The sequence below is a fragment of the Acinetobacter bereziniae LMG 1003 = CIP 70.12 genome (genome assembly GCF_000368925.1).
In the GTDB taxonomy this organism is placed as follows: Bacteria; Pseudomonadota; Gammaproteobacteria; order Pseudomonadales; family Moraxellaceae; genus Acinetobacter; species Acinetobacter bereziniae.
The window spans coordinates 193,482-210,572 of record NZ_KB849754.1 but is presented as its reverse complement, the minus strand read 5'-3'; the positions used below and the strand labels follow the sequence as shown (position 1 = coordinate 210,572).

Annotated in this window: 21 protein-coding genes and 2 pseudogenes; 4 read left to right on the top strand and 19 right to left on the bottom strand. The window is 49.8% G+C overall.

What is annotated here, in order from left to right:
* The 4 genes from F938_RS01160 to F938_RS01145 form a co-directional block, all read right to left on the bottom strand.
* Positions 1 to 203 (bottom strand): IS3 family transposase (locus F938_RS01160; protein ID WP_005028597.1); only part of this gene is annotated, 203 nt, incomplete at its 3' end.
* Positions 204 to 655: 452 nt separating this feature from the next.
* Positions 656 to 1,606 carry a hypothetical protein gene (locus tag F938_RS01155; protein WP_005005981.1) on the bottom strand — a complete coding sequence of 317 codons (951 nt, stop codon included), beginning with the start codon at positions 1,604 to 1,606 and terminating at the stop codon, positions 656 to 658.
* An 11-nt stretch (positions 1,607 to 1,617) separates the two neighbouring features.
* Entirely contained in the window at positions 1,618 to 2,088 is a 471-nt protein-coding gene (locus F938_RS01150; RefSeq protein ID WP_005005983.1) for a hypothetical protein, read from the bottom strand.
* Between the two features lie 65 nt (positions 2,089 to 2,153).
* A complete protein-coding gene (locus tag F938_RS01145; protein WP_005005986.1) occupies positions 2,154 to 2,561 on the bottom strand; it encodes a hypothetical protein in 408 nt (135 codons plus the stop codon).
* 220 nt (positions 2,562 to 2,781) lie between these two features.
* On the opposite strand from F938_RS01145, the gene F938_RS01140 reads away from it, so the two are divergent.
* Complete coding sequence (locus F938_RS01140) at positions 2,782 to 3,075, top strand: hypothetical protein (protein WP_005028596.1); 294 nt, start codon at positions 2,782 to 2,784, stop codon at positions 3,073 to 3,075.
* Positions 3,076 to 3,270: 195 nt separating this feature from the next.
* On the opposite strand, the gene F938_RS01135 is transcribed toward F938_RS01140, so the two are convergent.
* Together F938_RS01135 and F938_RS01130 are read right to left on the bottom strand one after the other, a co-directional pair.
* A complete protein-coding gene (locus F938_RS01135) occupies positions 3,271 to 4,074 on the bottom strand; it encodes a DUF4942 domain-containing protein (protein WP_005005990.1) in 804 nt (267 codons plus the stop codon).
* A 317-nt stretch (positions 4,075 to 4,391) separates the two neighbouring features.
* Positions 4,392 to 4,556: pseudogene (locus tag F938_RS01130) on the bottom strand (IS4-like element ISAba33 family transposase); the annotation flags it as partial.
* Between the two features lie 70 nt (positions 4,557 to 4,626).
* On the opposite strand from F938_RS01130, the gene sdhC reads away from it, so the two are divergent.
* The gene (sdhC, locus tag F938_RS01125; RefSeq protein WP_005005993.1) at positions 4,627 to 5,001 is read left to right on the top strand and encodes a succinate dehydrogenase, cytochrome b556 subunit; all 375 of its coding nucleotides are present in this window, start codon (positions 4,627 to 4,629) and stop codon (positions 4,999 to 5,001) included.
* Positions 5,002 to 6,297: 1,296 nt separating this feature from the next.
* On the opposite strand, the gene F938_RS01110 is transcribed toward sdhC, so the two are convergent.
* The 4 genes from F938_RS01110 to F938_RS01095 form a co-directional block, all read right to left on the bottom strand.
* On the bottom strand, positions 6,298 to 6,579 hold the full coding sequence (locus tag F938_RS01110) for a DUF427 domain-containing protein (RefSeq protein WP_003464986.1): 282 nt from the start codon (positions 6,577 to 6,579) through the stop codon (positions 6,298 to 6,300).
* 67 nt (positions 6,580 to 6,646) lie between these two features.
* Complete coding sequence (gene grxC, locus F938_RS01105; protein WP_005005995.1) at positions 6,647 to 6,919, bottom strand: glutaredoxin 3; 273 nt, start codon at positions 6,917 to 6,919, stop codon at positions 6,647 to 6,649.
* Between the two features lie 453 nt (positions 6,920 to 7,372).
* Positions 7,373 to 8,119 carry a ferredoxin reductase gene (locus tag F938_RS01100; protein ID WP_002118292.1) on the bottom strand — a complete coding sequence of 249 codons (747 nt, stop codon included), beginning with the start codon at positions 8,117 to 8,119 and terminating at the stop codon, positions 7,373 to 7,375.
* Entirely contained in the window at positions 8,112 to 8,714 is a 603-nt protein-coding gene (locus tag F938_RS01095; RefSeq protein ID WP_003464980.1) for a sulfite oxidase-like oxidoreductase, read from the bottom strand. Before F938_RS01095 ends, F938_RS01100 begins: the two co-directional genes overlap by 8 nt.
* A 467-nt stretch (positions 8,715 to 9,181) precedes the next feature.
* On the opposite strand from F938_RS01095, the gene F938_RS01090 reads away from it, so the two are divergent.
* Entirely contained in the window at positions 9,182 to 9,652 is a 471-nt protein-coding gene (locus F938_RS01090) for a TlpA family protein disulfide reductase (protein WP_003464979.1), read from the top strand.
* Positions 9,653 to 9,977: 325 nt separating this feature from the next.
* Here the strand turns inward: F938_RS01090 and F938_RS01080 are convergent, their stop codons facing one another.
* The 9 genes and pseudogenes from F938_RS01080 to istB form a co-directional block, all read right to left on the bottom strand.
* Positions 9,978 to 10,271 carry a DUF1330 domain-containing protein gene (locus F938_RS01080; RefSeq protein ID WP_010591688.1) on the bottom strand — a complete coding sequence of 98 codons (294 nt, stop codon included), beginning with the start codon at positions 10,269 to 10,271 and terminating at the stop codon, positions 9,978 to 9,980.
* Positions 10,272 to 10,329: 58 nt separating this feature from the next.
* Entirely contained in the window at positions 10,330 to 10,761 is a 432-nt protein-coding gene (locus tag F938_RS01075) for a GlcG/HbpS family heme-binding protein (protein WP_005006001.1), read from the bottom strand.
* Between the two features lie 72 nt (positions 10,762 to 10,833).
* On the bottom strand, positions 10,834 to 11,847 hold the full coding sequence (locus tag F938_RS01070; protein WP_002118279.1) for a zinc-binding alcohol dehydrogenase family protein: 1,014 nt from the start codon (positions 11,845 to 11,847) through the stop codon (positions 10,834 to 10,836).
* A gap of 45 nt (positions 11,848 to 11,892) precedes the next feature.
* Entirely contained in the window at positions 11,893 to 12,201 is a 309-nt protein-coding gene (locus F938_RS01065; RefSeq protein WP_005006003.1) for a hypothetical protein, read from the bottom strand.
* A gap of 91 nt (positions 12,202 to 12,292) precedes the next feature.
* Positions 12,293 to 13,261 carry a magnesium and cobalt transport protein CorA gene (locus tag F938_RS01060; protein WP_005028595.1) on the bottom strand — a complete coding sequence of 323 codons (969 nt, stop codon included), beginning with the start codon at positions 13,259 to 13,261 and terminating at the stop codon, positions 12,293 to 12,295.
* On the bottom strand, positions 13,258 to 13,962 hold the full coding sequence (locus F938_RS01055; protein ID WP_005006007.1) for a glutathione S-transferase N-terminal domain-containing protein: 705 nt from the start codon (positions 13,960 to 13,962) through the stop codon (positions 13,258 to 13,260). Before F938_RS01055 ends, F938_RS01060 begins: the two co-directional genes overlap by 4 nt.
* 140 nt (positions 13,963 to 14,102) lie before the next feature.
* Positions 14,103 to 14,642 carry a peptide-methionine (S)-S-oxide reductase MsrA gene (gene msrA / locus F938_RS01050; protein WP_003464967.1) on the bottom strand — a complete coding sequence of 180 codons (540 nt, stop codon included), beginning with the start codon at positions 14,640 to 14,642 and terminating at the stop codon, positions 14,103 to 14,105.
* 1 nt (position 14,643) lies between these two features.
* Entirely contained in the window at positions 14,644 to 15,087 is a 444-nt protein-coding gene (msrB, locus tag F938_RS01045; protein ID WP_003464965.1) for a peptide-methionine (R)-S-oxide reductase MsrB, read from the bottom strand.
* A gap of 520 nt (positions 15,088 to 15,607) precedes the next feature.
* Positions 15,608 to 15,820 (bottom strand): annotated as a pseudogene (istB, locus tag F938_RS23565) (IS21-like element ISPst3 family helper ATPase IstB); the annotation flags it as partial.
* A gap of 65 nt (positions 15,821 to 15,885) precedes the next feature.
* Between istB and F938_RS01035 the strand changes: the two are divergent.
* A protein-coding gene (locus tag F938_RS01035) for an IS3-like element ISAba22 family transposase (protein ID WP_100250459.1) occupies positions 15,886 to 17,050 on the top strand; the annotation gives its coding sequence in 2 pieces (ribosomal slippage) (positions 15,886 to 16,148 and positions 16,147 to 17,050; 1,167 coding nt in all).
* The last annotated feature ends 41 nt before the right edge of the window (positions 17,051 to 17,091 follow it).

Sequence of the window (17,091 nt, the reverse complement as noted above, 5' to 3'; positions counted from 1 at the left end):
ATCTCTGGTTCTTGTTGTGCTGTTGGTCGTGAAAAAATATTGACTGATTGCTCAAGCAGTTGATTTTTCCAATCGATGATTTGGTTTTGATGTAAATCGAATTGAGTAGAAAGTTCAGCGAGTGTGTGGTCGCCTTTAATTGCTGCGAGAGCAACTTTAACTTTAAACTCTGCTGAATGATTACGACGTTTTCTTCGTGTCATGGTTGACTCCAAAAACAAGCATTTGCCATGCTTATTGGGGAGTAGATTATCACTTATATGCGTGGTCTAAAATCCTATACCCACATCACAAATTTAGTCTAGATGAACTGGTATTTTTAAAATTAAGGCTGCTTCGCGTTCCCATTTGTGAACAGATTCTCATTTTTGAGAATGAATTATATTTCATTTTTTGACTGACACTGGAACAATTAGCCATAGACGAGTAGGGGGTGGGTAAAGCCATATACCACATTTAAGAAATAACGCCGTAGTGGTGTTAATTCATTGTTAATTTAATATGGTTTGAATTAAGGCTTGATGGAAATGCATTAGTAGAATTATGGGTGCTGAATTATCAAAATTAAGTTTTGGATTATTTTAATCAATTAAAAAAACATCGTTTGCGTTTATAAAGCCAGCAGTTGATCAATTAGCTGATCAACGCAAGGGTATTATCCTTTTTTATGGTTTAAATACTTTTGAGTACGTTCTAATAATTTCGGGATGGTTTTTTCTGCTTCTTCTTGGGTGAGATGCAAACCATAAAATTTATTAGTTGTTCCGTAGCTTTCATTAAGTACTGAATAGGGAATATATAAGGTGTACATGTCTTGTTCTACTGAGTACAACGTGATGAAGTCAGTCGTATATGAAAACTTGCCATTTTCGCTCTCTAGCTTGATTTGTTGGTGTTTAACGAGCTTGAGTGGTGAAATGCAGTCACCGCCATAGATCGCAACTGTGCCACGCTCTTTGTACAGCTTAATGAGTTTTTTGGTGCATTTTAACGGCTTGCCGTGTTTGTCCAATTTTGGTTGGTTGCGAACAAAGATGTTATAGCGAAGATTCGAGTCACCAAGCATCCCGCTTGTTGTTTCACTGATGGTCAATTGGCGTTTAGACTTCTTATAAAACTCTAATAAGCGTTGCTGTAAATTGAACCGTGAAACACCGCATTCGATGTCAAAATCTAGACTTTTAAAAGCGTTTTTATTACTGTTGTTTCCAAAGTAACAAACTGCATCGTTAAACATTTGCGTTAAGTTTGCAAAAATTAAGAGAAAGTCGTTTTGTGGGTACGGACGTTTTTGATACATGCACCCAAACTCACTGTCTGACAACTTATAAAAATAGGTGCGAACGCCAGTATAACTGCAAAGTGAATCATAAATGCGTGTGCCTTTAATTTGAATCTGAGTAACATAGCTAGATGAAAATTCAGGGGTAGCCCAAAGCATAGGGCTGAACAGGATGTCTTTCACTAATCCATTGTCGTATGCACGGTCGCCAACGCGACTCTTTTGGTTAATGCGGTCGTTTTGGGTGTAAACATGGATGTTCTTCAGCTCCAACGTTTCACGTTTGAACACGGTCTTTTCAGCGGTAGCAGTAGCGGTCGTCATGGTGAAGTTCCTTATCGGCTTAAATACGTGTGTGCAAAAATTGCTTGCATGGTTTTAAAAATTTGGTCTGTTTCAAAGTAGTCAGAAATTTGCTCTTGGAATGGGCTTTGATGGTTGCGAACCAACGTGCGAATCGCAGAACTATTTAAGGTGTCTGAGTTGGTAAAACCATTTTTTAGTACTTTGATCTCAAAATATGGGCTAGTGGATGCAATCACACTGACAATAATGTTGCCGTCTTGGTCTGTCTTAACTGACAAATCAGCAATTGGGCTTAGCTCATGGCGTAAAAAATACATATTGTCGGGGTTATAGATTGCTTTAAATCTGATTCCGTCTTGGCATATAGCGCAAAACAGTTCATTCACCGACTCAGCAGTAAAGATCGCCCCAAACGTCACAACAACAGGCCCGACATTTTTTTGCTGTTTTTCATCATGTTTGATGGTTAGCTCGCAATGCGCTGTAATTAGGTTTTGCATGGTTTATATCCTCAAATGTGATTCAGTGGCATACGCACGTTATCCGTGCGTATGGGTGAATTGAATTAAGAAAGTTCGCGTGACCAACAATCTTCTATACGGTCGTATGCGTAGCCGTTTTGAGCCATTAACGTGCAAATGTCTTCAAGGTTTTTGCCAAAGATATTTACTGAGGTAACTTGGTCGAGTACTGATGTATGACCAAAGTTTTCTTTTAATGTTGCAACGTAGATTTCAACGTCCATGAAGAAGAAATTTGTTTTATCAGCCAATGTCGGCATGTGCTGTTGAAATTGAAGTTGAGCATAGTCACTATCCGCTTGAAGATCCGCAAGGGTTAAATCACAGTTGTTGTCGATGTAATCTGAGATTTCATCAAACAATGTTTCCATGTGAGCACCGCTAAAAGTTTTAGGGAAACCGATGTATAAAGTGCCTTGTAACTGTACTGATTGAGCGTTTAAATTTGACATGCTGTTCACTCCAAGTTTTAAGCTTTCTGCTTTTGATAGTTTCATTTTATGGGAAAACACAACCTGGCAAACTTTTCTCGAAAAATAAGATTTTCAATCTTTTTTAATCAATTAAAAAACATCGCTTGCGTACTAATATGATTTTTCTATTAGCCGTATCGCCGTAATGCATTAAGAATAATTTAACGAGCAATTAGTTAATTAATTAAGTTTAATTAAATTGTTAAGTTTTAAAACATATGAAGATGAACCAGCTCAAGACCGTCTTGTGCTTGAAAACATCACCATTGCTGAAGCGATGAAGTTAGCTGAAAACAACGGATTCTTTAAAGCAAAGTACCAGGTGCTTAAAGTGATTCAATATTTTGATGTTGAATTGGTACTCACGGCGTCTGATGTTGAGCACTGTGCTGAATTACACCAGTTTAGCGGTGGCTATAACGTGACGGTGCTTGCTGATACACCTGAACAAGATCTTATTGCAATTCTCAATTCATTGGGGATATTGAATTAGAGCCATCTCGTGATAAGAGAATGCAGCTCCGAAAAATGGAGTCTAAATTTAAATCTGCCTTTAAGGGATATGATTTATCCCAAGTATCCATAGTGATATGGTCAGTGTATGTTCACCAGTGGCACGATCGCAAAATTAGTACCGTATATATCTAAAAAAAAACCACAATAACAATTGAGGGTTTTTTAATGAGCTTTATAAAATGGGTTCATCATACGCACGGCGTTTGTGTTTTACATTTGGATCTATGCCAATTTGATTCGGATATAACAGGTTTAATACCTGGTTAATGCGATCAACTACGCATTGATTAAACAAGATATGACAGTTACCGTTTTCGTAGATCTTAATGCGTAATAAATTATCATCAATGCTATGCCAGATACCACGATCTAACCTGAGTTTATCTAATCTAGTGTGGTCTAAAGGCTTGCCAAATAACTGCCTTGCTATAAAGCGTACTTCTTCCACTAAATTATCTCGTCTGCAATAAGAATGGTAGCTATTGTGATGAATGATCACGCACGGGTTAATACCAGCACCAAGATTGGTTTTGTATTTGCTTGATAATTGGCAAAACAATGAATCAACTTTACGAGCATATGCCATGTGGCGCGTAGACCAGATAGATTCTAAAAATACATTCACGTTATCCATCGTGAAATCTTCAATTTCATGACGAGCAATTTTATCTGACAACGCATCATATTCTTTTTCAGATATAAAGTTTCTAAGATTGATGATCTCAGTTAACTTCCTCCAGAAGCATGACGATATTTGTTTTAAAGCAGATTCTTCAGTATTGAATGATGATGAATATGATTTTCGGGTGATTGCACTCACAATCTGGTAAGCATCAAGTTCAATATCTTTGATGCTTTCATAAATAACCTTTATTGACGATTTTGCTTTTTCGCATTGCAAAATTAGCTTTTCGACTTCAATAAAGTCTAATTCAGATGCTTGCACTTCTCTTTTTATATTTACCAACATATTCATAATTGCCCACCTAATTAGCTTAATTGTCTATATAGATATTTTAATAAAAACCATGGTCATTAATTTTTTTTTAAAATTTATAAGCTAACTTTTTCACTATAATTAAATTAAATAAGCACAACGCTTAAAACTTGGTGTAGTGGAATATGGCTCAACCTTTAAAATTCCTTATTACCTCTACTCATAAATGATGATGTCGATATGCTTATGAAAAAACAACATTCAGTTATGTTCTCAACTGATCGAACAAATACCAATGCTATAAAAATCTGTAATGAGGATATTGTTAAATGAAAAAACTCTGTACACGACAAATTTCACAGAACCCTTATCCTATCAGGATTCTGCCTTCTTAAAATTGCCAAAATTTCCTTAAACTCTTCTTTTTTCCCAAAACCAATTAAACGCTGAATCGCCATTTGAACATAGTCTAAACCATAGCGAAATAAACTCATTGAGAGTCGTCCATGCTTCTTTATTTTTGTTACAGCTGCTATGATGAATGAGATCGAAAACTGAAATCCCCCACTAGAATTGTTGACTGGAGTCAAAATGAATAAAAAGCGGCCGGTTAATCTTGATATTCGAACCATTCAGCTTCCTCTCACGGCGCTTACATCGATTCTGCACCGGATTTCAGGAATTATGCTCTTTATTTTTCTGGGACTGATACTGTATATGCTGAGCAAATCGTTGGAGTCAGAAAAGGGTTTTAATGAAGTCAAGGAGATTTTTTCTTCACCTTTCGGCAAAGTTAGTTTCTGGTTGGTATACTCTTCATTTATTTATCATCTCGTAGCCGGAATTCGACACCTAGTTATGGATGTGGGTGTTGGTCATACTTTGAAAGGCAGCAATCGCGCCTCTACTATTGTTTTAGTAGTGTCGGGTGTTTTAATGGTTGCTGGCGCCGTATGGATTTGGTAGCTGTGGAGTCGTAATGCGTATTTACAAGGACTAAAAGCGTCCTTTAAAGCTAACTTACGAAAGTATTTATAATCGACGGTTCACGCTTAAACGGTTGAATCCTTTCGGGCTTCCGAATAGCTGTTAGCTGAAAGCTATCATGAGCTAAGTTTTCTGTGCATCATCAAATGTGTTAATGGGAGCGCCATAGTACTAGGTACAAATATGGCTCTAGGACAATGTTAGATGTTTTGGATTTTGAGGCGGATCGCTCTTATCGAAGATCGTCTAATTCGCTCTGAAGCGCAGGTTTTTTGAAACTATCACCTGGTTGGCACACTGTGCGAATCAACATCAGATATGAGAAAGCCAATCAGGTGAACACTACCCTCGAGGGCTCATCTGTCCAGTTAAAGCCTCGAGTCTTTCTGGGTGCGCAAAAGACAAGAAGGTTATATGGGAAAATTATGAGGCCTGGATACCATGCGTCATGGGCGTGCCGATGCTGTGAGTGACAGAGCGAGAAGCAAGTGAAAGTCCCTGAAGTAGGGGCGGGATGCGCCCGAGTGGCATTTTTTGTCTTAAGGTAGATCGCGTAGCTGTTCTTCAGAATAATCTTCAGAGCGTTGACGACAGCCATCGCTGTGCATTCCTCAAGAATAGAATGTGTCGGAAGGGTGGCGTCATTGGTGTTAGTCATCGCTTAGGATTTCTCAATCTGGCTTACACGGGCGCCTGTACCGATATCCCCGCGGATGGCGACGTATCGATGTTGAATTCCTCGCCAGACGAAGTGCAATGAGCTGCGGCTATAGGCTTGCGCAGCCTTAGATAGCCGGCCGTCGCAGGCGCGCCGGTTGGCCGGGATCTTCTTCTGCCCGTCAGGTGTCCGGTCGGAACTCCAGCACGAACGCTACGACCTTTTCGGCGGACATTTCGCACGGCTTCAACAATGTCCTATCTGATGTAACGCGGAAGAGGTTGAAGCTGACAATGTCAGTCCCGTCCAACTCCCTGGCGAACAGACTGTTGCGACGTCCGTCCCCAGATCGCCGGACGATCAAGCTGAAACGCCGGCCTTCATAAGTCCCTTCTCTGTATCCCTCCGCAAGCTTCGCGAAAGCGGCATCGAACTCGGAATGCTCCATGTCATCCATCCTTATTGATAGAACAGAGGCGCGGCGGGTGCGAGACCGCCAGTGCCGGGTCGCGCTAAGGTGCCGGGCAGATTCCTGCAGCCGACGAGGCCCGGGGTGGGCAGGATAATTGAGATGTCGGCGCCCGCATGGCTATCAGCGAAGTCGTCCGTCCAGTCTGCTAGGCAACGTCCACGCCTTTCCAGAAAGCGATGTAATCCCGGATACCCTCGGCATCCGGAGTGGGGGCGGGATAGGTCCAAGCGGCGTTCACGTTGAGCGCGTCACCCGCGCGAACATGAAAGAAGCGCGCGGCGCCTTTGATCGGACAGACAGATGTGTGCGGGCTCATCTCAAGCAGGCTCAGGTCGACTCCTGACGGTGGGAAGTAGTGATTTCCCTCGACGATGACTGTTTCGTCGCTTGTGGCGATAGTAGTGTCTTTCCAGATGGCTGAGACCAACGGACTCTCCTTTTGTATTCATCAACCGGCGAAGGCTCGCGGGCTGGCTGCCCCAAGCCGCACCTCCTCAGGTGGCAGGCGGGTTGCGCCCGAGAAGTTTGTCGAGCTCGCCTCTGACATCGAGCGCGAATAGCTCATCGGAGCCACCGATAAGGGTGCCATTGATGAAGATCTGCGGCACGGAGCTTCGCCCCGACGCTTCCGCCATGGCCTGCCGGTGAGCCGGATCCGCCTCAATATCGAGCTCCTTCCATCGCACGCCCTTTTCCTTGAGGAGCGCCTTCGCTCGGCGGCAGAACGGGCACCAATTCGTGGTGTACAGCAATACATCAGTTGTCATATTGCATCTCCGGCAGTTGCACGCGGATCGCTGTCATGGCGTTGATCTCCAATTCGCGGCGTTCAAAGATGGCGACTGCACCTTGGCCGACATCGGAGCAGATGCTGACGATTGGCCGCTATCCAGGCGACATGGCCCAAAGTGCTTTCACCGCCAGGCAGAGGCCGCACGCGCCTCCTGTAGCGCCGAGCCGATGCTCTAAGGTAACCGAGCCTCGATTGGGACGGAAGCGGTCCCGCTCGAATCGCCCATCATGCTGGTCGAGCATATCAGGACGACGGATAGTGCAGGAACTTTCAAATTGAGCTTGATGTCGAGCCAGGTATCGCGAGCGAAGGCGTTCTAGAGGCCGGGGGGTACGAAGACTGTGTTCGGCAAAACGGTTCACGTTGATCGCCAAAGCTTCCCAGGGCGCACGTCTACGATCGGCGCGACGTGAGATAGCTCGCGCCGCTAGCCCCCGTAGCGCTCCGTCTTGATGATGGAGGCGTCCAAGCCCGCCAGCAGCGCGCTATCGGTTGCGATGTTGACGAATCCGTTAGACCCGCAGACGAACACTTGCGTCGGCTTTCCCTGAAGCCTGGTTAGAATTTCTTGGACCATCATGCCGTCGATCCGTCGCGCAAAGTCCGATGCGCGAACCGGTTTCTCGCGCGTAATCGCGAGCGCCAGGACGAACGCCGGATCGCTGATTTCGATGCAATGAAGTTCTTCTGAGAAGAGAACGTCCTCGGCGGTTCGTGCGGACAGGAGCAACGCTGTCGGAACGGCTTGGGCCAATGCGCGGCGCTGCCGGATCATTGCCATCAACGGCACGAGGCCGGAGCCTCCCCCGATCAACAGAACCGGATCTATGGCAGGCTCAGGCCAAAGGAAATGGCCACCGAGCGGACCGCGAACTTCGATTTCGTCACCAATCGCCGCGATGTCGTGAAAAAACGGCGAAACTTCGGCATCCGGCATGCGCTCGATAGCTATCTCGACGATCGGGGTCGAAACTGCCGATGACGCGATCGAGTAGCTGCGCATTGCACTGTAGCCGTCGGGCGCGGTCAGCCGGATATCGACGTGCTGACCTGCGGTGTGCGCGAACGGCTTGCTCAACCGAAGGAAGAAGCTCTTGATACTCGGTGTTTGCTGGATGATGTCGTCGATCACGCATGATTGCCACGAACGGACTTGCGCTTCGTTTTCAGTCATGGGTGTATCGTTGTTCGCGCCACGGATCGCCGTAGATGTGATAGCCGTGCAGCTCCCAAAAGCCGGCCTCGTCACGCGTCGTGAATTGCAGCGCATTCACCCATTTGGCGGATTTCCAGAAGTAAAGGTGCGGCACTAGAAGACGCGCCGGCCCCCCATGATCGCGGGAAAGTGGCTTGCCCGCATAACTGAGGGCGACCATCGCTTTCCCGGAAAGCAGATCCGTCAGAGGGACGTTTGTCGAATAATTATCGTAGCAGTGCGCCAAGACGAAATCGGTAGGCCGATCAAGCTCTGCATCTGCAAGGATGTCTTCAATGAGTACACCCTCCCAAACGGTATCCAGTTTGGACCAAGAGGTGACGCAGTGAATATCCTTTGTCACCTGGGTCTTTGGTAGAGTGTTGAATTCGCCCCAATTCCACGTTTTGACGGGCTTCGGACCAATTTTGACTGTGAATTTCCAGTCGGAGGGCTCTACCCTCGGCGTAGGGCCGGCCGACAGAACAGGGAAATCCTCCACCAGATGCTGACCTGGCGGAATCCGATCGGACTGGTCGCCTGAACCGCGACCGGTGAAACCTCTGGTGACCATAGTGACCCCTCTTGCTCGATACGGCAGACCGAAGCCGGCCTTCATTTCAGTACTCTGCGTAAAGCATTTGCCCGCACATCCGCCGAATAAGCCAATCGACTAAAAATCAGATACAGATGCTCTATCATCGTAAAAAATCGCGTATCGAACATAGCGTCAGGCCAGCATGATTCCCAATACCCAATGGCTATAGGGTAGATAACCCCAAGGCTGCGTACGCTGATCTGCGGTATGCGGAGCGGAAGTTGCAGGTTCGCTCTCAAACGGATGGGCAGCGTGCAAAGCTCAAGGCTCACCAGCGCATGGTTGCCCAGTTCGCGCTCGCCGGCAGCTTGAGTATATTAAGGACGAAATGTCGATCTGATCTATTCTGGCTTCAGGAAATAGGGAAAATAAGGTCGGACGTTCGCGCACCGTCGCGACGCGCGATCATCCACTAAGCTTCTGTATCGGGGTTGGAGGATCAGATGAACGAGATCGAACGACAAGCGCCTGAGCTGCGGGTGCAAAAATGGATTGGCAAAGATGGGGAAAGTATCGCGCCGTTCAAACTGTCAGATATCGGGCCCGGCCCGAAAATCTTGTTTGCCTTCCAGCATTGGTGCCAAGGTTGCCATTTGCATGGGTTTCCGACGCTACAAAAGTTGCATGCAGCGTTGAGCTCAAAAGACGTGGGGTTCGCAGTGATCCAGACCGTCTTCGAAGGAACGCATGAGAATACCTTCGAGAAGTTGCGCGTGAACCAGCTCAAGTATGAGCTTCCTATCGTTTTCGGTCACGACGAGCAACCGACCGGCTCGCCGTTTCCAACCTTCATGGAAGACTACCGCACACGAGGAACTCCGTGGTTTACGGTTATCGACGCTGGCGGTAGCATTGTTTTCTCGGACTTCCATCTCGACGCGGAGCGACTAGTGAAGCAACTTGAGCAAGGTTAATCGTTGGAAGGTGGGCAATCATCCTGATTGCCACCCATCCCCTGATGCCCACTACAGGCGTTGCGCGCTGTAACTCTGTTGATCAGCGTGCGAAAACCCGGATCCGGATAGGAGGAGCGTCAACGATTGAATCAATCCGTTGGGAGAGGGCGGCTCCGCTCCGTCAGCTCGGCAATAGATAACCCATTCTCGCCGAGCAACTCTCTGATCCGATCGACGATATGAGCCCCTAGCGCCGCTGTCTTGGTCCCCCCCACAGATTCCCAAGATGCGAGTTCACACGCCGATACCTCGTGGTCAGCGCCGAAGTGCTTCTGTCGGTATGTCACCGCCGCCCTTCAATGATAAAGGCGCGGTAACGGGAACCGGCAAAGCGTTGAGCAGCGATGGTTTGGTAGGCGGGACTGTCATACCAGTCGCGAGCGGCCTGCATCGTCGGGAAACGCAAGATTACGGCCCCTTCGATGGGCGGCCCCTCCAAATGCTGGATCGCGCCATAAGCGGCGAGAAAGGTAACGTCGTGACCATCGAACGATGGTCCGACGCCTGCAGAATAGGTTGCGAGTGCATGTGGGTCGCTGGTTTCTTCCCGCGTAAAGACGACGAACGCTTCCATCATTAGGCCTCTCAAAGGTTGGATCTGTTGGCCATTACCACCGGTGATGGCCTCACAGTCGTCAGGCTGGCAACTGGAACCCGATTTTCATGAGTGCCTCGACGCACGCATCCTGATCCTGCTGATAGTTGCCTCCGGAGATGCCTATGCCGCCGATCAACTTCCCATCCTCCAGAATCGGATAACCGCCGCCGACAGCGACCATCCGAGGGCGATAGGCTAGCGGCGCCACTTTTGGATCGTTGGTCACATAGTCGTTCCAGACATGGGTCGGGAACCCAAACGAGGCGGAACTCCAGGCCTTGTCGATGGCAACATCGACGGTAAGGAACGGCGCATCGTCGGTGCGCTCGAACGCGCGCAGGTTACCGGTGGCGTCGACGACGGCGACGGCAGCCGGGATGCCGATGGCACGGGCCGCAGCGAGCGCCGCGTCGATGAGGGCGACTGCGGTTTCGCGGTTGATCGAGGCGGTGGCAATAGATTTGGTCATGGGATTCTCATCGCTGGGGCATAACCCGTTCGGCTTTTTGAGGTTGGACAAGATGTTTGGCGATCGCGGTCGTTAGAAGCCTTCGAGGACGATCTTGCCTTTAGCCGCGCCACTTTCGATCAGTGCATGCACCGTCTTCAGATTGGCGGCATTGATCGGCGACAGTCGCCGGGTCAGCGTCGTGCGGATTTTGCCGTCGTCAACCAGCGCTGCCATCGCATCCAGAATCTCGCCCTGCTCATTCATGTCGGGCGTGCCGTAGATCGACCGCGTGAACATCAGCTCGTGGTGGATCGACACCGCCTTGCGCTTGAAAACCATGATATCGAATGCCTTGGGATCGTCGATCAGTCCGAACCGTCCTTGTGGGGCGATCAGTTCGGCGATGTCGGCGACATGTTGCTCGGTATGTGTGGTCGAAAAGACGAAAGCGGGAGCACCGATGCCGAGTTCGGCGATCTGTGGCGCGAGCGGACGAGAATGGTCGATGACGTGGTGAGCTCCAAGCCCTCTTACCCACTCTTGGGTTTCCGGTCGAGAGGCTGTGGCGATGACGGTGAGGTCCGTGCGCTGTCGCGCGATCTGGACGGCGATCGACCCAACCCCGCCCGCGCCACCGATGATGAGGATCGCCTCCGCCGCACCGGGTACGGGCTTCGCCACGTCCAGGCGGTCGAACATCGCCTCCCAGGCCGTCAACGTCGTCAGCGGCAGCGCCGCCGCTTCCGCCCAGGAGAGCGACGCAGGTTTGTGACCGACAATCCGGGCGTCGACGAGATGGAACTCCGCATTGGTACCGGGCCGTGTGATCGATCCGGCATAATAGACCTCGTCGCCTAACTCGAACTGCGTGACGTCGGGGCCGACCTCGCGCACAATCCCGGCGGCATCCCATCCCAGCACCTTCCAATCGCCATCTGCCGGCGGCGTGCTGTTGCGGACCTTGTAGTCGACCGGGTTGACCGAGACAGCCTTCACCTCAACCAGGATATCGTATCCTGCAGCGACAGGCCGAGGCAGATTGATGTCGACCAGCGCGGCATCCGCGGCGATGGGTCCCGGAACCTTGTAACCAATGGCTTTCATAAATGTCTCCAGCTTGCTTGATCGGATGACGCGAATGCTCGTTAGTCAACTTCTTCTACATTGAGGTCCCGACTCTTGAACTGGGTCGCGGTAGCAGATTTCATCGAACACGTCGATCAACAGGCCTTTATGCTCTGTCGCCGGATCGGTGATCGCGTAGATGTTGGAGGCATCTTCGCCGTCGTCCCCGCTCTCGAGGCGCAACGCCGCATCGACGCGAATGCTGCATGCATCGAGGGTTGACCCTAGTTCGAGATCGACGAGATTGCCGTCCTTGACGCGGTATTCGCGGTCATAGCCGTTGGCGATGAATGACTGGACTGCTTCTAGAACGTCGGTCACCTGGGAGGTCATGGAAGCACCTTCATCTTGAACTGGATTGGACACGCTCGCGCACAAAGCGCGCTGTGACTCGGCGGACGGAGAAGCTCGCGAAGTGCGTTACTCATAGCCACTTGGCCTTCTTGAAGCGCATGAACAGGAGAAGGCAGAACACCGCTATCACTCCGAGCACGACGAAGTAGCCATATGGCGTGTCCAGTTCCGGCATGTGCTTGAAGTTCATGCCATATATTCCGGCGATCGCCGTCGGGACCGTCAAGATCGCCGCCCAGGCCGCGAGCTGGCGAGTGACCACACCGATCCTTTGCGCTTCCAGAAGGCTGCTGGCCTCGAAGACCGTGGACAGGACAAGCAGGAGGCCTTCGACCATGGACTGCACGCGGTGGACATGGTCCGCGACGTCGTGGAAATATGGTGTCATTTCGGCGCTGATGCAGGGAAAGTGGCCGCGAACGAGCTTTCGCACCAGCTCGGCCATAGCCCCGAGCGTGCGCTGGAACCGCGTGAGTTCGGACCTTAGTTCGAAGATTCGCGCCACCTCTTCTGGCCCGAGGAAATCGTGCAGCGACCGTCGCTCCATCGCCAGGACGTCGTCCTCGATCATTTCGAAGATGGGCAGATACTGGTCGACCACTCGGTGCAAGATCGCGTGCAGCACATAGTCGACACCCTTGCCGAACTGCGTCGGCGATGCCTCGAGTTGCTCCCGAAGTTTGCCCAGCGCTCCGGCATTGCCGTGCCGCACGGTGATAAGGTGATTGTGACCGGTGAAGATCGCCATCTTGCCGTAGCTGATCCGGTCGCCGACCAGCTCGGCGGTCTGGGCGACGACGTACAACTCATCGTTGTAGACCTCGAGCTTGGGCGGGCACAGCGGGTGCATGGCGTTGTCGATCGCCAAAGGATGGAGGTTATACGTCGTCTGGATCGCGCTGAGTTCGTCTGCGGTGGGCTCGCTAAGCGCGATCCAGCAGAAGCCCGAGCGATTCTCGTTTAGTTCGACGTGCTCATCGAGCCTGATTTCACGGACTCGCTTACCTTCGTTGTAATAATATGCGGCGATAATGGTCATGCAGGCCTCGCAGGAATTCGCAGGCCACGCTGTACAGCCGGTCGCGCCAGCCCGCGTTCGAGCCATGCCTGCACGTTCGAATAGCTGCTTAGGCCGAGGATGTCGCCCGCTGCGTAGAATTCGACCAGCGCATTCACCCAGCCAAACGTCGCAATGTCCGCGATCGAGTAATCATCGACAATCCATTCGCGGCCCTCCAGCCGGTGATCCAGGACCCCGAGAAGACGCCTGGATTCATCAACAAAGCGCTGCCGAGGTCGCTTGTCCTCATAGTCCTTGCCGGCAAATCGCAGGAAAAAGCCTAGCTGTCCGAACATCGGCCCGATGGCCGACATCTGAAAGAACACCCACGCTAGGGTCTCGTAACGCTGGCCTGGTTCGGTGGAGATGAACTGACCCGTCTTGTCGGCCAGATAGAGGAGGATCGCACCGGATTCCCATAAGGCGATGGGTCTACCGTCAGGGCCAGCCGGATCGATGATCGCCGGTATGCGTCCGTTCGGGTTCAGCGACACGAACGCCGGATCCTTCGACTCGTTGTTCGAGATGTCGATCAGGTGGGGCTCGTACGCCAGGCCAGTCTCCTCAAGCATGATCGAGACCTTGACGCCATTGGGCGTAGGGGCTGCGTAGAGTTGCAGGCGATCGGGATGAGATGCCGGCCAGCGCTGCGTGATCGGAAAGGACGAGAGGTCTGGCATAAATCTGCGATCCTGGTGTTGCGATGGCGACTGACTGGAACGAGCCGTCACTCTGAAGTAGGGTTCGATGACCGCGTCGCTGAACGACGCGGTCACGAAGATTGCGGACCGGACCGGCGCAGTGGCAACGGCAGTGAAGCCTATTCCGCCGCGGTCCCGGCCGCTGGCTGTACGTCGTCAACCTTTTGGCGCTTCGGAAGCACCCAGCCGGGACGGACGAAGTGGCAGGTGTAGCCGCCCGGGCGCTTCTCCAGATAATCCTGGTGATCGGGCTCGGCCTCCCAGAACTCGCCGACCGGCTGGACCTCGGTCACCACTTTGCCATCCCACAGCCCCGAGGCATCCACATCGGCGATCGTATCCTCGGCGACGCGCTTCTGCTCCTCGTCGACATAATAGATGCCCGACCGGTAGGAGAGCCCACGATCATTGCCCTGGCGGTTCAGCGTCGTCGGATCGTGGATCTGGAAGAAGAATTCCAGGATGTTCCGGTAGCTCGTCACTGTCGGGTCGAAGACAATCTCGATCCCCTCGGCATGCGTGCCGTGATTACGATACGTGGCGTTCGGAATATCGCCGCCCGTGTAACCCACACGGGTCGAGATGATGCCGGGCCGCTTGCGGATCAGATCCTGCATGCCCCAGAAACATCCTCCTGCGAGAACAGCGCGCTGATGCATGTTAAGCCTCCTCTACTTGATCGAGATATTCACCGTATCCCTCGGACTCCATCTCGTCGCGCGGGATGAAGCGAAGGGACGCTGAGTTGATGCAGTACCGCAGACCGCCGCGGTCGGAAGGACCATCGGGGAACACATGGCCGAGATGACTGTCTGCGTGTACTGACCTGACCTCCGTCCGGACCATGCCGTGTGCGCTGTCCCGCACCTCGTTCACGTTTGCCGAAACGATCGGCTTGGTGAAGCTGGGCCAGCCAGTACCCGAATCGAACTTGTCCGTCGAAGCGAACAGTGGCTCTCCCGACACTATGTCGACGTAGATGCCAGGCTCCTTGTTGTCGTTGTACTCGCCCGTGAAGGGCCTTTCGGTGCCCGCCTCCTGGGTAATTCGGTGTTGCTCGGGAGTCAGGTGGTCGATTGCTGTCTGTGACTTTTCAAACTTCATTACAGTCTCCAATACTTATCTAGAGGGCCAGGCACGCTACCGCTAATTTTTTATGTCTCCTGATTTGCTCCTACAATGGTAGTGGGATGGCAAACGAGGTTTTACTAAGTGTTGGAAAATTAGAGATTTAAATTTCGCGTCTATTAATTCTAGCGCAACTGAGTGGTTAAGCAAGTACGTAATCAGTAAATATTAAAAAAATAACACAAAAGCACGATTATATAATACAGTGTCAGTGTTTTATGATAATCAACAACGCCTGTTTAGATGCTGGTAGATGCGAATTTTTTGGCGTACAGTCAAAATTTTCTGATGGTTGCTTAGTGTGTTGGCGCTGATGGAAAATTGACCCACCCTGCCGATTGAAATTTGACCCAGGGCGGATTGCTGATTTTGTTACCAGCAACTGTGGATAAGTCTACCAGCGCAGCTGCTGTTGCCCCCACTCCTTCGCTAGCCCAGTTCAGTTGTTTAAGACCTGCCACACGCAGCCATGTAGCAGGCCGTCGTCGCCATGAAATCAGAACGGCTCATCGTCCTCCGGTTCCTGGCCGCCCTTACGCTTTCGCTCCCGTGATTTGATCTTGGCCTGGGCCGCCAAGCTACTGTGTTGCAGGCGATAGGACTCGTTACCGGTTTCGACGATGTGGCAGTGGTGGGTCAGCCGATCCAGCAGGGCGGTGGTCATCTTGGCGTCGCCGAACACGCTCGACCATTCGGCGAAGCTCAGGTTGATGTGTGCTGAAAAAACAGGAGGTTTTAACTTGGTAAACTAAACACACTCATCAGGAGTTTACCATGAGCAAGAAACACAAGACTTACACCACAGAATTTAAAGCTGAAGCCATCAAATTAATTGAAGCCAATCAAGGCAATGTCTCGGAAACAGCTAGACAACTTAGCATTTCAATGCAAACTCTTTCAAATTGGAATACCAAAGCAAAGGCTGGAACTTTAGCAGGTAGAAAACAGTATTCACCTGATCTAAACGCTCTACTCGAAGAAAATAAAAAACTCAAACAACAGCTCAAAATAGCTGAAATGGAACGTGAATTTTTAAAAAGGCAGCAGCGTACTTTGCCAAAGAAAGTCAGTAAGGTACGCCTATATGAAACAAAAAAGATATTCTTTTCCAATTACCTTAATGGCTCGATTACTTCATGTTTCAGTTTCATGTTTTTATGATTGGCTCAAGAGAGGCGTGAGCAAAAGAACGATTCAACGAAATCAACAGACGATATTGGTGAAAATAGCCCATGAGGAGACAAGGCAGAGCTATGGTTATATTCGATTAACCAAATACTTACAAGCTCAGGGCATAAAAATGAGTATGTACGCTGTACGTCAGATAAAAGCGCTGAACCACCTGTATTGTAAGCGACACAAGCGTTTTAAAAGGACTACGAATAGTGACCATAATCGAGCGATCTATGAAAACCTGCTGGAGCAACAATTCTCAATGACTAGACCAAATCAAGCATGGTCAAGTGATATTACGTACATATGGATTGTTGAAGGATGGCTGTATTTAGCAGCGGTAAAAGACCTTTACACGAAGCAAGTGGTTGGCTATAGCTTAAATGAGCGCATGACAACACAGCTTGTTTGTAATGCGCTAAATATGGCTATTCACAATCAAAAACCAACCAAAGAACTGATTGTGCATTCAGACAGAGGAAGTCAATATTGCAGCCATGAATATCGAAATATACTTGAGCAATATGGTTTTCAAGGTTCAATGAGCAAGCGCGGAGACTGTTACGATAATGCACCGATTGAAAGCTTTTGGGGAATACTGAAAAATGAGTTAGTGCATCATTACAACTATCAAACCAGAGAAGAAGCCAAAGCAGATATTATAAAATACATTGAATTATTTTATAATCATCGAAGAATTCAAAAGGGTTTGGGTTTTAAGACACCAAATCAAATGGCCGAAGACTTTTATAAGTTGGCTGCCTAGAATCTCCCAAGGGAAAGTCTCCTGATAATTCAGCGTATATC

What these genes read in the sequence shown, in the direction of transcription:
- msrB (WP_003464965.1), bottom strand. Translation starts at nt 15,087, where the DNA reads ATGAAGTTTGAAAAGTCACAGACAGCAATCGACCACCTGACTCCCGAG.
- F938_RS01090 (WP_003464979.1), top strand. Translation starts at nt 9,182, where the DNA reads ATGAACGAGATCGAACGACAAGCGCCTGAGCTGCGGGTGCAAAAATGG.
- F938_RS01145 (WP_005005986.1), bottom strand. Translation starts at nt 2,561, where the DNA reads ATGTCAAATTTAAACGCTCAATCAGTACAGTTACAAGGCACTTTATAC.
- F938_RS01070 (WP_002118279.1), bottom strand. Translation starts at nt 11,847, where the DNA reads ATGAAAGCCATTGGTTACAAGGTTCCGGGACCCATCGCCGCGGATGCC.
- F938_RS01150 (WP_005005983.1), bottom strand. Translation starts at nt 2,088, where the DNA reads ATGCAAAACCTAATTACAGCGCATTGCGAGCTAACCATCAAACATGAT.
- F938_RS01065 (WP_005006003.1), bottom strand. Translation starts at nt 12,201, where the DNA reads ATGACCTCCCAGGTGACCGACGTTCTAGAAGCAGTCCAGTCATTCATC.
- F938_RS01155 (WP_005005981.1), bottom strand. Translation starts at nt 1,606, where the DNA reads ATGACGACCGCTACTGCTACCGCTGAAAAGACCGTGTTCAAACGTGAA.
- F938_RS01100 (WP_002118292.1), bottom strand. Translation starts at nt 8,119, where the DNA reads ATGACTGAAAACGAAGCGCAAGTCCGTTCGTGGCAATCATGCGTGATC.
- F938_RS01075 (WP_005006001.1), bottom strand. Translation starts at nt 10,761, where the DNA reads ATGACCAAATCTATTGCCACCGCCTCGATCAACCGCGAAACCGCAGTC.
- F938_RS01080 (WP_010591688.1), bottom strand. Translation starts at nt 10,271, where the DNA reads ATGATGGAAGCGTTCGTCGTCTTTACGCGGGAAGAAACCAGCGACCCA.
- grxC (WP_005005995.1), bottom strand. Translation starts at nt 6,919, where the DNA reads ATGACAACTGATGTATTGCTGTACACCACGAATTGGTGCCCGTTCTGC.
- F938_RS01095 (WP_003464980.1), bottom strand. Translation starts at nt 8,714, where the DNA reads ATGGTCACCAGAGGTTTCACCGGTCGCGGTTCAGGCGACCAGTCCGAT.
- F938_RS01135 (WP_005005990.1), bottom strand. Translation starts at nt 4,074, where the DNA reads ATGAATATGTTGGTAAATATAAAAAGAGAAGTGCAAGCATCTGAATTA.
- F938_RS01055 (WP_005006007.1), bottom strand. Translation starts at nt 13,962, where the DNA reads ATGCCAGACCTCTCGTCCTTTCCGATCACGCAGCGCTGGCCGGCATCT.
- msrA (WP_003464967.1), bottom strand. Translation starts at nt 14,642, where the DNA reads ATGCATCAGCGCGCTGTTCTCGCAGGAGGATGTTTCTGGGGCATGCAG.
- sdhC (WP_005005993.1), top strand. Translation starts at nt 4,627, where the DNA reads ATGAATAAAAAGCGGCCGGTTAATCTTGATATTCGAACCATTCAGCTT.
- F938_RS01060 (WP_005028595.1), bottom strand. Translation starts at nt 13,261, where the DNA reads ATGACCATTATCGCCGCATATTATTACAACGAAGGTAAGCGAGTCCGT.